Annotated in this window: 11 protein-coding genes; 4 read left to right on the forward strand and 7 right to left on the reverse strand. The window is 59.4% G+C overall.

Translation table 11 applies throughout. From position 1 onward, the window contains the following. Positions 1-17: 17 nt before the first annotated feature. Positions 18-1,685 (forward strand): hypothetical protein, encoded by a 1,668-nt coding sequence (locus tag JNM85_10505; GenBank protein ID MBL8088484.1) that lies wholly within the window; start codon positions 18-20, stop codon positions 1,683-1,685. Here the strand turns inward: JNM85_10505 and JNM85_10510 are convergent. The 5 genes from JNM85_10510 to JNM85_10530 form a co-directional block, all read right to left on the reverse strand. Then, complete coding sequence (locus JNM85_10510) at positions 1,682-2,794, reverse strand: hypothetical protein (protein ID MBL8088485.1); 1,113 nt, start codon at positions 2,792-2,794, stop codon at positions 1,682-1,684. The two genes, JNM85_10505 and JNM85_10510, sit on opposite strands and share 4 nt — an antisense overlap. A 40-nt stretch (positions 2,795-2,834) precedes the next feature. Then, positions 2,835-4,514: a B12-binding domain-containing protein gene (locus JNM85_10515; GenBank protein ID MBL8088486.1), complete on the reverse strand. Its 1,680-nt coding sequence runs from the start codon at positions 4,512-4,514 to the stop codon at positions 2,835-2,837. A gap of 135 nt (positions 4,515-4,649) precedes the next feature. After that, positions 4,650-5,543 carry an FAD-binding protein gene (locus JNM85_10520; protein ID MBL8088487.1) on the reverse strand — a complete coding sequence of 298 codons (894 nt, stop codon included), beginning with the start codon at positions 5,541-5,543 and terminating at the stop codon, positions 4,650-4,652. After that, on the reverse strand, positions 5,543-6,283 hold the full coding sequence (locus JNM85_10525; protein ID MBL8088488.1) for an electron transfer flavoprotein subunit beta/FixA family protein: 741 nt from the start codon (positions 6,281-6,283) through the stop codon (positions 5,543-5,545). Before JNM85_10525 ends, JNM85_10520 begins: the two co-directional genes overlap by 1 nt. Positions 6,284-6,360: 77 nt before the next feature. Continuing rightward, on the reverse strand, positions 6,361-8,874 hold the full coding sequence (locus tag JNM85_10530) for a hypothetical protein (GenBank protein MBL8088489.1): 2,514 nt from the start codon (positions 8,872-8,874) through the stop codon (positions 6,361-6,363). A 57-nt stretch (positions 8,875-8,931) separates the two neighbouring features. Between JNM85_10530 and JNM85_10535 the strand changes: the two genes are divergently transcribed. Further along, the gene (locus JNM85_10535; GenBank protein MBL8088490.1) at positions 8,932-10,236 is read left to right on the forward strand and encodes an N-acetylmuramoyl-L-alanine amidase; all 1,305 of its coding nucleotides are present in this window, start codon (positions 8,932-8,934) and stop codon (positions 10,234-10,236) included. An 88-nt stretch (positions 10,237-10,324) separates the two neighbouring features. Then, complete coding sequence (locus tag JNM85_10540; GenBank protein ID MBL8088491.1) at positions 10,325-11,836, forward strand: hypothetical protein; 1,512 nt, start codon at positions 10,325-10,327, stop codon at positions 11,834-11,836. On the opposite strand, the gene mqnC is transcribed toward JNM85_10540, so the two are convergent. Then, positions 11,823-12,911 carry a dehypoxanthine futalosine cyclase gene (gene mqnC, locus JNM85_10545; GenBank protein ID MBL8088492.1) on the reverse strand — a complete coding sequence of 363 codons (1,089 nt, stop codon included), beginning with the start codon at positions 12,909-12,911 and terminating at the stop codon, positions 11,823-11,825. The two genes, JNM85_10540 and mqnC, sit on opposite strands and share 14 nt — an antisense overlap. A gap of 89 nt (positions 12,912-13,000) precedes the next feature. Here mqnC and JNM85_10550 point away from each other — a divergent pair, with 89 nt between their 5' ends. Then, entirely contained in the window at positions 13,001-13,495 is a 495-nt protein-coding gene (locus tag JNM85_10550) for a hypothetical protein (GenBank protein ID MBL8088493.1), read from the forward strand. A gap of 56 nt (positions 13,496-13,551) precedes the next feature. Here JNM85_10550 and rpsD read toward each other — a convergent pair whose 3' ends face one another. Next, positions 13,552-14,160, reverse strand: a complete 609-nt coding sequence (gene rpsD / locus JNM85_10555) for a 30S ribosomal protein S4 (GenBank protein MBL8088494.1) — start codon at positions 14,158-14,160, stop codon at positions 13,552-13,554. Between the last annotated feature and the right edge of the window lie 8 nt (positions 14,161-14,168).

Raw genomic sequence — 14,168 nt, forward strand, 5'->3', positions numbered from 1 at the left:
GGGCAAAATGGAGGTCTATGTCTGCTGCGGTCGAGTCGTCAACCCCCAAAGAAGAGGTGTTCATCAAGCACCCGTGGGCGATTTTCCCTTTGCTCTACCTGATGCAAGCGATGCCCGTGCACATTGTCCAGGACGTCTCGACTCTGGTGTACAAGGACATGGGCCTCCCGAATGCGGAGATCGTCCGCTGGACGTCGCTCATCGCGCTGCCGTGGTCCATGCAGTTCTTGCTCGGGCCACTCGTTGACTTCAACGCGACCAAGCGCCGCTGGATCCTCGGCGCGCAAGCGATCATCTGTGGCTGTCTCATCTTGGCTGCGTTCATGCTCGGCATGAAGGAAGCGTTCCAATTCTCGCTGGCCGTCCTCGGCATCGCCGCAATCACCTCCGCGCTCTGCAACATCGCCACCGATGGCTTTTTCATCATCTCTCAGACCAAGACCCAGCAAACCGCCATGGCTGCGGTCCAGACAACCTTCTATCGGTTTGGCAGACTCCTAGTGACTTGGCTGATGGTCAAGACGGCTGGTGGCATGATAGAGAACGGAGCGCTTCCCGCGACCGCCTGGAAAAATGTCCTGATCGCCGCCGCAATCGCGTACTTCGTCGGGTACCTGATCAACCTCCGGCAGATCCCTGTAGTCCCCTCGGACGCTCCCAAAGAGCAGCTGGAGCCGGACCAAAACAAACGAAACATCAAGCGAGTCCTGCTCATCGTCCTCTCTGGCATCGGGAGCTACTTTGCCGCGAACGCCCTGGTACGACTGATCGCCCACGGCATCTTCCAATTGAAGGGAGGCGACCCCCAAGGGCCGTGGAAAGGTTGGATGCTTCAGAATCCGGTCGTCGACGGAAATGTCATGCCGGTCCGCTGGGGACCAGTTTTCTCGCCGTTCAGCCCGGTGATGTCCGAGGTCGTACAGCTCGGCGTCTGTGCTGTCATCGCGGTGGTCGCGATCACGTGGGTGCGCAAGCTCCTTGTGAAGACCGAGATGGGCTTCGCGCTCAGTTCATTCTTCCAGCAGCCTGGCATCGCAGCGATCCTTGTGTTTGTCCTCTTCTACCGGTTCCCCGAGGCGATGGTCGGAAAGATGACGCCGCTCTTCTACAAGGACCCGATCACGGCTGGCGGACTCGCCCTGACCACCGAGAATGTCGGCGATATCAAAGGACTCTTCTCCGTGCTCGGCATCATTCTCGGTGGCATTATTGGGGGTTGGGTGGTGCACAAACTCGGATTGCGTAAAGCGTTCTGGATCGTTGCCCTCGCGATGCACACTCCGAACCTGCTGTACATGTACTTGAGCTACAACGTCGGCACCTACCAATCGCTTGGCAGTATGACCCTACCGCTCATCGGTGTCCAAGTCTCCGAGAAGCTCGCTTGGCTCGTGGGGATCGAGCTCATTGACCAAGCAGGGTACGGCATCGGCTACGCTGCATACTTCGTGTACCTGATGCAAGTGGCGCAACGAGGCAAGCACATCACTACCCACTATGCGATCGCCAGCGGCCTGGGTGCGCTGTGTATCGCGCTCGCAGGCATCCTGGGTGGCATCTTCCAGTCGAACTTCGGCTGGCACGGCTTCTTCTTCTCGGTGATTGTCTTGGGAGTACCTGCGCTCTGCACCCTCCTGATCATCCCGATGGACAAGACGACGGGCGCAGCTACAGCGAGCAGTTAGCGCTTCGGTGCAGGGCGTGTCACTTTCGGTTTGGAAGTGGTCGCGCTCCTCACCGGCTGAGCCACTGGCGGCAAGATCGGTGCCCTCAGCTCGCCTATGGCGGCGATCTCAGACGCATCCTTCACGAGACGAGCGGTCGTCAGCTTGCCCACGAGTTCATCCCACTTCTCGGCACCCGTCGGCTTTACACCCTCGCCCACGGTGAGTTCGACGCTCGTCTTGGGCCCCAACGACTTTGGCACGAAGCTCGGCTCTAGAGTCACGGTCCGTGGCTCGGTACTGGTTGAGACGACCTTGCCACCAATCCATCCACCTTCGGGCGATCCAACCGCCACGACTCCTGCACGCTGGGTCGCCCGATCAAAGAGCAGGGCCACACGTGCATCCGCGTTCTTGTCGGGCAGTTCTTTGGCAAGCAGGCAGACATCCTTCGAGAGCATGGTCGGGTCTGTGATTTTCATCGTCACCGGGAAGCTCTCTTGCCGGTCAGCTTCGAGCGCATCGCGCACCGATCCTAGACCCATCGTTGGAGTCAGGCCGCCGCTCGGATCCGCAGCCGGCGCGAAGTTCAGCTCCAGCACCAGGGCGTCTTTGAAATCGCCGTTAGGGTCGAGGTTCGTCTTGAGCAAAACGTGGCCGCTCGAACCGTCCTTGGTCACATCTGAGAACGACTTCTTGACCGGATCCTCACCCACCGAATTGACCCAATAGTCGCCGCTCAGCTCGAACTGAGCCCGCACATAGCGAACTCCGCGGTCGGCCATCCCCAAGAAGACGAAGCGTCGCCCCTCAACGTCACGTAGCGAGGCCAGTCGCATCAAACTATCCGGATCGAACCGCAGCAGCTGTTTCTGGGAATCAGACGACTGTAGCTCCGCTCCCCGCAAACTGCACCAGATGTCCTGGGTCAGCGTTTCCGGGCGTATGGTCAGAAGTACGGGCAATGTCCCCTTTTCTTGGTTGGCTGGGATCGTGCGGCTCGTTGCGGCAACCGGCTCCTTCCCCTGCAACGACCCACCCTGAAGTGGGCTCGAACTATTGGAGTTCCCTCCACAACCGGCAAGGACGGCGATGACGCTGGTGGCCAAAACGATAACGCGGTTTCGCATGGTGTCTATTCTCTAGGACGCACGGCAGCGGCGCCGGTCGTCATCGGATGTTGAAATACTTGGCTTCAGGGTGGTGCACCACAATGGCGCTGGTCGATTGTTCCGGAATGATCATGAACTCTTCTGAGAGCTCGAGCCCGATATCCGCCGGTTCGAGTAACTCAAACAACTTCGTCTGATCTTCCAGGTTTGGACATGCCGGGTAGCCAAATGAGTACCGCGCCCCGCGATACTTCGCACTGAAAAGGAGTCTGAGCTGATCCGGCTCCTGGTCATCGATGCCCATCTCTCGCCGGACCTGCCGGTGCCAATACTCTGCGAGGGCCTCGGCGGTCTCCACACCCATCCCGTGGGTGAACAGGTACTCCTGGTAATCGCCGCCGTGGAACAGCGAACGCTCGTACTCCGAGATTTCACTCCCGACGGTCACGATCTGGAATCCAACGACATCGGGTTCGCCTCCCAACGGCTTAAAGAAGTCGCTCAGACAGCTCCGTCGCCCTTCGAGCTGCCGCGGGAACCGGAAGCGCAAGCGCTCCGTCCTCGCGTCTTCGTGAAGAATGACAAGGTCATTCCCCTCCGAGCCGCACCAGAAGTAGCCCCATTTCACCTTGGGGTGCATACGCCGCGCCAGGCTGCGCTGCAAACGCTCGAAGATGGGCTGAGCGTTCTCTTCAAGCCAAGCGGTGAACGCAGGGTTGTCCATCGACTCCTGCCGTTTGAACTGCCACTGCCCGCGGAAGAGCGCGATGGTGTTGATGTACCGGTACAACTCGAAGATGTCGAACTTCTCGTGCTTCCGCCAACCGTAGAACGGCAACTTCGGCGGGGCAATGTCCTTCGTCACGTCCGAGATCACTCCGTCAAAGACGTAGTGCGCAGTGTCCGCACCGTCCACTCGATGGGAGCGCACTCTGCGCTCCAGCGGTTCATCGAGGTCCTGGACCTCGGGGGCCGGAGCCGTCTCGGTGCAAAGCTCACCCATGAGCCGAAGCCCCTCAAACGCGTCCTGCGCATAGTAGACTCTGCCTCGGTACAACTCCCGCAGATCCTGCTCGACGTAGGCCCGTGTGAGCGCCGCACCGCCAAGGATCACCGGAATCCGCTCAAGCTTGCGATCGTTCATCTCCAGCAGGTTGTCCCGCATGATCAGCGTGCTCTTGACCAGCAGCCCGCTCAGTCCGATCACCTGACACTTGTTCTGCTGGAACTGCTCAAGGATCGTATTGATCGGCTGTTTGATGCCAATGTTCACGACGCGATAGCCGTTGTTGCTGAGGATGATGTCGACGAGGTTCTTGCCGATGTCGTGCACATCGCCCGAGACCGTCGCCAACAGAATTGAGCCCTTCTCACTCCCTTCGACTCGCTCCATCATCGGCTCAAGGTAGCGAACCGCGCTCTTCATCACCTCGGCGCTCTGGAGGACGAATGGAAGCTGCATTTTCCCCACCCCAAACAGCTCACCGACCGTCTTCATCCCTTCTAGCAGGATGTCGTTGATGATCTGCAGCGGCGTGTACTGAGTGAGCGCATCGTCGATGTGCGACTCCAGCTGACGCTTGATCCCATCGACGATGTGCTTCTGGAGGACTTCTTCCTCCGAGAGCCCCTCGAACGGGTTCGCCGAGTTGTCCTGCGCCTTGACGTTTTCGAACCGCGCCATCAATTCGATGAGCGGATCATAGGAAACGGTGCGATCTTTGGGTGTCTCGGTCATAAAGTCATTACGCGCTACAAATAAATATCTAGTTGTCTTGAGGAAAAATCGCGTTTGAAGGTCTGCCGGTCACTCTTGCTCTCCCCTTGACAACTGGCTCAGACCTTCAGTTGGTTCATCCAACCTGCGAGAGCCTTATCTCAGTTTCGACTGTATTTCTGGCAGCGCCGTGTACAAGTCCTGCACAAGGCCGAAATCGGCCACCTCGAAAATCGGCGCATTCGCATCGGTGTTGATCGCAACGATGATTTTGCTGTCCTTGATTCCCGCCATGTGCTGCGTGCTTCCGGAGACTCCTGCGGCGATGTACAGATCCGGTGCGACAATCTTGCCCGTCTGGCCCACCTGCAGCTCATTCGCGGCAATGCCGCTGTCAACCGCGGCTCGGGTTGCCCCCGCTGCCCCGTGCAGCGCGTCAGCAAGCCCACCGATGACTTGTTCAAACGTCGCTGCGTCCCTCAGCGGACGACCACCGCTCACGATGATCTTGGCCTGCGAAAGGTCCGGACGACCACCTCGGCGCTGAGCTGCCTGAGTAATGACCGTCTTCCCCGATCCGCTGAACGCTACGGCTTCCGCCGGGGTCGTGCCCGATGGCTCATCAAGCTTGGAGAACCCGCTCGGTCGGAAAGTCATGAGCGTGAGCGGCGAATTGACTTCGACGGTCTCGATCAAGCTTCCCGCGACAATCGGGCGACGAAAACGGTGCGGGCCTTCGATTCCGATCACGTCCGTGACCATCGGTGCATCCACCAGACCAGCGAGTCGCGCAAAAGTGTCCTTTGCGGCCATGGACGAAACTGCCGCGACATGCGTGTAACCCGCCGTGTACCCGGCGATCGATGCGGCTGCCGCGTCGGGTGGCACTGAGCCCCCCTGTGCAAACGTCATAACCCGGCCCGCCGAAGTCACTGGGGCGCTCGAGCCGGACAGGAGCAGTGCGTCAAACTCGCACCCCATGGCCTGGATGAAACCGCCCGCGAGCGAGAGTTCATCCGCCGAAAATCCGATCAGCAGTAGCTTGGACATTAGTTCAGCACTCCTTTGTCGCGCAAAGCGGTTACCAGTGAATCGACTGAATCCACTCGCTGGCCGGCACCCCGCGGCGCAACCGCTGAGACAGCGACGGTCTTCACCCGGGCACTGTCAGAGTTACTGCTCGCCACCTTTGCCAACGGTTTGGAGCGGGCCTTGACGATGCCCGGCAAGGCGATGTACCTCGGCTCGTTCAATCGCAGGTCCGCGGTGATCAGGCAAGGCAGCGGCATTTGGACGGTCTCTTCGCCGAGGTCGGTCTCGCGCGTGACCGTTGCTGTCCCACCCTCGATCGAAATCTTGCTGGCAAACGAGGCGTGCGGCCAATCGAGCATCGCGGCGAGGGTCGGGCCAACTTGGCTGTTGTCCCCGTCCGTACTCTGCTTCCCCATCAGAATCAAGTTTGGCGACTCGGTCGCCACCACTGCCTTGAGCTCCCGCGCGATGATGCCGGGGTCGGTGTCTCCGGTCTTCTCGACGAGGATCGCTCGGTCCGCGCCGATCGCGAGCGCCTTGCGCAGCTGTTCTTCGACCTCACCGCCTCCGACACTCACCACGACGACTTCGGCCGAAGGGTCCTTCTCTTTCATTCGCACGGCCTCTTCGACCGCGATCTCATCGAAAGGGTTGATGTCGAACTTCACCCCGGTTGTCTCGATGGACTGTCCGTCACCCGATGGGCGGACTTTGGCGTAAGGGTCAATGACTCGCTTGATGGGTACAAGAATCTTCATAGGGCTTGGCGCTCTGGTGTCCCGAGGGGCACGCAATAATGCCCCTAAGGATACTTGAGCGCACCTCTGATTCGCTCTTAAGGGAGCGCCGAGATCCCACCAACACGGATGCCGTTGACCGTGTTCAAACCGCGCACCTTGACCGAGACGATCTTCTTGTCGCTCTGCAACGTGACCGCGCTGTAGCCCTGTTGCCTTGGCAAGCGCGCAGTCCCGGCAGGGTCTGAGCCCGCACGTACATCAAGCAAGTACTTCAGTCGCGTTGTCCTCGTTGAGCCGTCCGCGCAAGTGAAGATGATCTCGGCAGCGTCCTCCAGGCGGTTCAGGCGGTTTTCTGTCTGGATGGCGAGTCCTACTCGGCTGACGCCTTTGGCGGGCAGCTCAAAGACCAGCTCGCGTGGTCGCTTTGCACCTTGCTCGGTGAGTTCGTTCGTAGTCGAGACAGGCTCGATCAAGTCGAACATCCACGGGCCGATCTGCACGGGCTTGCCGCCCAGCGAATCGCCGAACTGCATCCCGGAGACCGATTTCGTTGGAGACGCCGGAGCGAAGTACCGCTCGTACAGCGCGGTCAGCGGATCGTATCCAAGCTGCTTCGGCCCTTCCGTCCTGCCCGTCCACGCGTAGTCTCCCGCGACGATGAACGCAGCGTACTGTTCGGGGTTCTCGACCAACGCGCGCTCCTCGCTGAAGTACCCACTCCATGTGGTCTGCAAGTACCCTCCACCGACCTTTGCCGCGGCCTGAGCGAACCCAATGATGTTGCCAAGACGGTTCCAGCCCGAGGCAATCGGAAACTGCCCATTCTTCTTGAAGATCTCCAGCGAAGTGTAAATGCGCGGGTCCGGGTTGTCGATGTAATGCCAGTCGGTCACCATCGCACCCTTGGGAATCACCTGACGCCGCGCCATGGCCTCTTCCTTGTTGTAACCCAGGGCTGCATCGGGCGCCTCACCCGGTGCTAAGCACTTGTCACCCCACAGCATCATCGGAACGTTATGTCGCTTGGCGATATCGCCCAGCATGGGGATTTGAATACGCCACAGCTCGGTTACCAACTTTTGGTCGCCAGGAAATCCGCGCATATCCACCTCATCGAGCCCAAAGTGCAGGGCACTCGGCTTCAGCAGCTCGACGACCTCGTCCCATAGCTTGTTCAGGATCGGTGCAACACCTGGTTTGCGCGGGTCCACCGAATAGGGGATTGAGCGGTTGAATGCGAGGTCCAGGTTCTGTCCATTGGCGAAGAACCACTCCATGTGGCCAAAACTCTGGATAAGCGGGATCGGATCGATCCCCTGGCTGCGGTACATGGCGAACAGCTTCTGGAGGTCTTCCAGATTCATCGAGTTGGCGTGGTAGATGCCCGGCAGCGATTTCCACCGCGCTTGCTCGGCCTGCAGCACCATCTTGTTGTAGCCCAGCGGTCCCAAGACCCGCTGGTGAAACTTCGTCTGAAAATCGAGAGCGTTTGGGCCGACGAAGAGGTGCGCCCCGCGCCACGAAAGTGTCGGCCAATCGGTGATGGTGGCTTGCACAAGCGTCACCGCCCCGTCGTTCACCCGGATGAGCTGGCCCAGCTGAGTCAACCCCATACGCAAGCCGATCGCATCTTTGCCCGTGACCTTGATGGGCCTACCTACCGCCACCGTATAACCATTCTCCGGCACGTTGAGTTTCGGATCGACCTTCGCAACAATTGCGCTCTCAGGGAACGTGGCGTCCGCGAACCGCTGCATCACCAGCTTCACCGCCTCGCTTGCATCCTTGCGCGGCTTCGGGTCAAGGGAAATCCGGAACATCGCTGGCGACATGATCGACTCCCGTGGAGCCGGGATGACTGCCGTGAGCCGGGTCGGCGATAGCACCGTGCCAGTGCGAGGCTTCAGCTTGATCGTCTCGGAGGCCGGGGCGCTCGCGGCCATTTTGCTGATCGTCATGGAGACCTTGATCGTCACAGAGCCCTGCGGAGGGATGGTCAATCGGTTGTGCCCGAGCCACAAGAGCTCCCGATCGCGCGCGAAATCTTGCTGGTAGTTGCGAGCATCGAAGAGCGTGAGCGGAGCGTCCGGGCTCGAAGCCGAGACTTCGGCAATCCGCCCCTTCATCGTGACGGACGACGAGTCGGGACCAAGTGAATTGTCCTTTGGATCGTTCGTTGGTCGTGGTGACTCTCCCAAAACCTTGGAGCTGCCATCGGAGAACCGGATCTCTCCGCCCTTGAAAGCCGTCGCCCACAGGCAGCCGACCGTGTTCTCGACGTTTGCAGGCTCAGTGCCGCGCCAGCCAAAGGTATAGGTCGCATCCACACCCGAAGCGGTACGCACGAAGCGCATCATGCCGTGCGCGAGCCGATCAGGTCCCGTGAACACGACGGTGAGGTCGCCATTCGCATCGCGCGTTACGGTCTGGGGGTTCCAGTTCGAGCTGTAGAGGCCCTTCTCCCAGTTTCCTTTGTAGTACTGAAAGAACCCGCCACGGACGATCTCAACGCCTCCCACCGTCACGAAAAGCCCACGTGTGCTCTCGTATCGCATGTCAATCGGGCTCGCATTCATGGCCAGGGTACAGAGGATCGGAATCAAATTCATAAACTCTCCTATCTTCGCATGTTACGAAGCCGGAATTCCCGTCTTATAATGATAACGATGCGGAATCTCCCACGAGTCCTTTTAGGTGCTGTCTTGGCTGGCACAGCATTGCCAAGTTTTGCGCAACCGGATTACAGTGGTGCCCTCTGGAACCAAGCGAACACGGGAAACTTCACGGTCAGCAACCGCACGACCACGTATCCGATCCTCTACGTTGTCTGCCACATTATGGAAGGCACCTACGCGGGGTCGATCAGTTGGTTCAAGAACGCCGCATCGAACGTCAGCGCCCACTACCTCATCCGCAGCAGTGACGGTCAAATCACCCAGATGGTCCGCGAGAAGGACATTGCCTACCACGCGGGCGTGTGGACTTACAATACGCAGTCAATCGGCATCGAGCACGAGGCGTTCAGCAACCAACCTCAGTGGTACACCTCGACCCTGTACCAGAGCTCCGCGCGTCTGACCCGGTACCTAACGAGCAAGTACGGCATCGCCCGCGATCGCACCAAGATTATCGGCCACAAGGAGACCGGTGCCGCTACCAGTTGTCCCGGCCCAAACTGGGACTGGAACATCTACATGCCGCTCGTGCAGAACAATGCGACGTTTGTGGATTCCACAGTTCCCGGGTACATCAGCGCAGGCCAGAACTTCGATGTGGTGATGCGATTTGTCAATGCTGGGACCGACGCGTGGACACAGTCTTCTTCGGACCCCGTTCAGTTGGGAACCGCGTCGGCGAGCCCCTACTTCGTCCCCGGCAACTGGCTCTCATCGACGCGTGCCGCCGGAGTCTTTGCCGATACACCTGCGGGCGGGACGGCGGAGTTTAAGTTCCAAATGAAAGCTCCCACTACTCTGGGCAGTTACAGTGAGGTGTTCCAGCTTTACCGCAGCAGCATCGAAGCGTTTGGACCCACGGTCACCCTCAACTTCAACGTGGGCACCGTCGACACGGTGCTGGACAACACGAGCCCAAACTTCACCGCAACCGGAAGCTGGGCGACCGGCACCACTGCTCCCGGTAAGTACGGAGCGAACTACCTCTTCAGCACAGTCACCAAGAAGACCAGCGCGGTCGCAAACTGGTTCTTGAACGTGCCTACGAGCGGGTCGTACGACGTTTACGGCTGGTGGCCCGAAGGAGCGAACAGAAGTCCGCTAGCGCTCTATCAGATGGACTCGGTCCGGGATGGGACGGTGAACGCCATCGTCAACCAAATGACCGACGGCGGTAAATGGAATCTGCTGGGTCGTGTCAGGTTGCGCCAGGGCACTGGCAACGTCAGGCTGCAGGCTTATTCGGGCAACGGTGTCGTCGTGGCGGACGCGATCAGAGTTGTCGGACCGTTCTAGGCTCGAAATCGGGCTGATCTGTGCATCGTTATGCATGGTGGGTCATGCGCAGTTACCGTCCACGGGGGCCTTCGCTGACCCTGTCTCGGTGCGTGCTGATCGAAAGCTTGTCCGAGAAGTGGTTGAGGAGCTCTGGCCCGCCGGTGGCCCGACATTGCGCATTGCCAAGGAGCTTTCAGAGCGGAAGCTGATCGCCTTGATCCGAGGGCGGCCCACAGGCGAAGCCCTGAACCGGATCGCCGAAACCCTGGGCCTGAGGTGGGTTCAACTTGACGACGCCTATGAACTGAGGGAGGACCCGCGACAGCGTGCTCTTGCATTCGCAGCGGTGCGTGCCGCTGAAACTGAACGCCGCACCGACTGGTCCGAGCAGTTGGCGATCCTACGCAAGCTCGCCGGGCGTCCCCACCAGGAGATTCTCGCCGAGGCCAAGCAACTTCGCGAACGCCTCGAGACGCTGAACCGTGACAAGCCACCTCACTGGACCGAGGAAGTTCCGGCCCTGGCGAGTCAACTCGCGCAGATAGAGCCCGCGCTCTCGCCAGAAGGAAACCTCTTCAGCCGCGCCCTCAGTGCGGCTTCGGACCGGCTCCGGAGTTCAGCCTCCTTCCAAATCCCACTAGACGACGATGGGGGCCAAGCGGTGTTCAGGTACATCCCGGAGCTTGACGAGGTGCAAGTGATGATCAGCGCCAGAGGGCTGCGGTTCAGCCGATCACTTTCCGGATCAGATGCTCTTCTTGGCGAAACCGAGTGGGACGTCGCGGCACGTGCTTGGGGCGGCGACCTTTGGACCAGTAAGCTCTCGATGGATCGGTGGCATCCATCCGGTCCAATCCGATCCGCGTTCGAATTCTGGGATCTAGTCCAGCAGGCGGCGGATCGGGATGTCATCATCGAAGCGTTTCAGACTCCCTTTTTCGACGACGGCGCGGGACGTCCCGAGCGCGCTGAGCAATGGCTCCGGCAGATCTGTGTTGCCGAGCGCCTTGACGACGGCTGGCTTCTGGCACGTCCCCGTCGCGCACCGCAGCTACGAGGCACGGACCCGCCTGAGTTAGCGCTTCGAACTTTGCTAGCGGATACCACGGCCAACTTGGACACCGCGGCGTGGTTTCTCAGCCAACTCAACCCCCGGCAGGTAGCAAGGCTTGAGGCCGGGACTGTCCACTTACCGTTCTCGACTGCCGAAGCAGCCGCATTTGCACCCATCGCCGCGGTTTGGACGAAGCTAACGCCCGAGCAGAAGCAAATCTTGCTCTCCAGGCAGCCACTCGCTGCCACCCGACTTTCGGACGGCGCACGTACTGCCTTATACCGGGCCTTAGAACAAGAGCTGTTCCGAAGCTATAGTCGGCTGGAAGCCTTCGAGCAAACGTTTCGACGGCAACCCGAGCTGCTCACGCTATTCCTAGACACCGACACCATGGCAGCGACAACGGTTCAGGATGGGCCTACGGACGTGACCTCCACCCCTGACCAAATCGCGAACCCCAATCAGGCCAGTGGTCGTACGGTGCGAAAGTACTCCTTGTACGTCGGTACCCAGGTCAAGGACTCCGCGTCCTTCACGCTGACGCTCGGCGCTAAGCCTCGATGAGTTCGTACCGGGTGTTGCGGCGGTGCGGCTTGTAGCCCGCATCGGCGATGACCCGGCAGAATTCCTCCTCATTCAGAATGAACTTGCTGCCCGCTGCGCTCACCACATTCTCTTCAATCATGATCGAGCCAAAATCGTTCGCCCCGTATCCCAGGGCCAACTGCGCGATCTTGGGCCCTTGAGTCAGGATCGATACCTGCAGGTTCGGGATGTTGTCCAAGAATATACGCGCGACGGCGACGGTTCGCAGGTAATCGAACCCGCTCGCCTTGTGCAAAATCGGCAGTTGTGTGTCCTCGGGCTGGAAGTTCCACGCGATGAAGGCGCGAAACGGATTGCATTCGTCTTGCAGGTCACGAATGCGCTGCAGGTGTTCTACTCGATCGTCAAGCGTCTCGACGTGCCCGAACATCATGCTCGCGGTGCTGCGTATTCCCAGTTCCGAAGCGGCGCGCATGCACGCAAGCCACTCATCGGTCGTGTCCTTGTACGGGGCAATGATGCCGCGGACTCGGTCCACCAGGATCTCACCGCCCGCACCCGGGATCGAATGCAAACCGGCAGCCTTGAGTCGCCCCAGCGTCTCGGAGAGCTTGAGTTTCGAAATGTGAGCAATGTAGATGATTTCTGCGGGGCTGAGTGCATGGAGGATAACTGAGGGGTACCTTTCCATGATCAAGCTGAAGATGTGCTCGTAGTAGTCAATCTTGAGCTTAGGGTTAAGGCCTCCCTGGAAGAGAATCTCAACACCGCCCTTGTCCACCGTGTCGCCCACCTTGCGCAGGATCTCGTCGTCGGTCAGAAGGTAGCCCTCGTCGTGTCCGGGAACCCGATAGAACGCACAGAATTTGCACCGGACCCAGCAGACGTTCGTGTAGTTCAAGATCCGGCCAATGACGTACGAAACCGTGTTTCCGGGCACGAGCTGCTGCCTGCGGTGGTTCGCCATCGTGGCGAGCTCGATGAGGTTCGGATGCTCGTAAAGGACCCGGGCATCCTGAGCGGTGATTCGCTCATTCGAGAAGACTTTTTCTGCGATGGCTTCGATAGCGGCAGGCGAAGCAGAGACGCTCATGCCTCCTATGATACCTACGAACTTTCACTCGCGGCTGAAATAATGAACCTAGTAGACTTTTTTCTACCTCTTCTCTTGACATGGCCCCGATGCCCGGATATTATTGCGCCATGGACATCAAAGAACTCATCATTTCTCAGTCCGTGAAGAATTCGAACGAACTCTTCCATGCCGCTCGTAAAGTGCCAGCGGACAAGCTCACGTGGAGACCCCTAGACGCAGGTCGCCACGTTCTGGATCTTTGCCAGGAGTGCGCGCTGTCGCCACTGTGGTCGGTTGAGATGCTCCACTCACGCAGATGCCCCGACTTCACGCCTGAGATGATGGCGGAGTTCGAGGCGATGAAGGAGAAGCTGACAGACCTCGATGCCTGCGAAGCCGCCTGCAAGAAGAATCTTGAAACCCTTGCCGAAGCGGTCCGTGCATTCCCCGATGCAGACTGGGGCAGCACGCTCACGCTTCCTTGGGGCGTCGAGAAGGAGTACAGCTTTGCCGCGATCGGCATGATCCACTACTGGAACGCTGTCTACCACACGGGTCAGGTCAACTACATTCAGACTCTGTACGGCGATCACAGCATGTAAAACAAATGCAGGGTCGATCCGATATGGATCGACCCTGCATGATCTTTCTCCCGCTCTTAGCGAGCGTAGAATTCGACCACTGCCTGCTCGTTAAAGAAGTTCGGGAAGTCTTCCCGCTCCGGAAGAGCAATGATCTTGCCGGCCATGCTGGCGACGTCTACTTCGATGTAGGCCGGTACCGGCGCACCTTCGTAGTGATTCATCTTGGCGATGCCGGTGCTGCTCTCTCGCGAGCGCACTCCGATGACGTCCCCCACCCGGCAGGTGTAGCTGGGGATGTTCACGATGCTGCCGTTGACGGTCACGTGTCGGTGCACCACCATCTGTCGAGCCTGGAAAATCGACTTGGCGTAGCCCAATCGGTAGACGACGGTCGCCAGTCGAAGCTCAAGGAGCCGCAAAAAGTTGAGGGAGCTGTTTCCGTGCATGCGCTGGGCGCGATCAAATGTGCGGCGAAACTGCTTTTCCATCACGTGATAGTGACGGCGAATGACCTGCTTGGCCAAAAGCTGCTCACCATACTCGCTGGTGCGGCGGTCGCGCATGTTCGGACCGTGCTGGCCAGCCGGGTAGGGCCGCTTAGCGCTCGGGCACTTTGCTTTGCCCCAGATGTTAAAGCCGACGCGTCGGCAAATGTCTGTTTTTCTTCCTCGATACGTTGCCATGATTTTTT

The organism is Chthonomonas sp. (assembly GCA_016788115.1).
Classification (GTDB): domain Bacteria; phylum Armatimonadota; class Fimbriimonadia; order Fimbriimonadales; family Fimbriimonadaceae; genus UBA2391.

Coding starts and splice junctions, on each gene's coding strand:
- JNM85_10505 (MBL8088484.1), top strand. CDS start 18: ATGTCTGCTGCGGTCGAGTCGTCAACCCCCAAAGAAGAGGTGTTCATC.
- JNM85_10510 (MBL8088485.1), bottom strand. CDS start 2,794: ATGCGAAACCGCGTTATCGTTTTGGCCACCAGCGTCATCGCCGTCCTT.
- JNM85_10515 (MBL8088486.1), bottom strand. CDS start 4,514: ATGACCGAGACACCCAAAGATCGCACCGTTTCCTATGATCCGCTCATC.
- JNM85_10520 (MBL8088487.1), bottom strand. CDS start 5,543: ATGTCCAAGCTACTGCTGATCGGATTTTCGGCGGATGAACTCTCGCTC.
- JNM85_10525 (MBL8088488.1), bottom strand. CDS start 6,283: ATGAAGATTCTTGTACCCATCAAGCGAGTCATTGACCCTTACGCCAAA.
- JNM85_10530 (MBL8088489.1), bottom strand. CDS start 8,874: ATGAATTTGATTCCGATCCTCTGTACCCTGGCCATGAATGCGAGCCCG.
- JNM85_10535 (MBL8088490.1), top strand. CDS start 8,932: ATGCGGAATCTCCCACGAGTCCTTTTAGGTGCTGTCTTGGCTGGCACA.
- mqnC (MBL8088492.1), bottom strand. CDS start 12,911: ATGAGCGTCTCTGCTTCGCCTGCCGCTATCGAAGCCATCGCAGAAAAA.
- JNM85_10550 (MBL8088493.1), top strand. CDS start 13,001: ATGCCCGGATATTATTGCGCCATGGACATCAAAGAACTCATCATTTCT.
- rpsD (MBL8088494.1), bottom strand. CDS start 14,160: ATGGCAACGTATCGAGGAAGAAAAACAGACATTTGCCGACGCGTCGGC.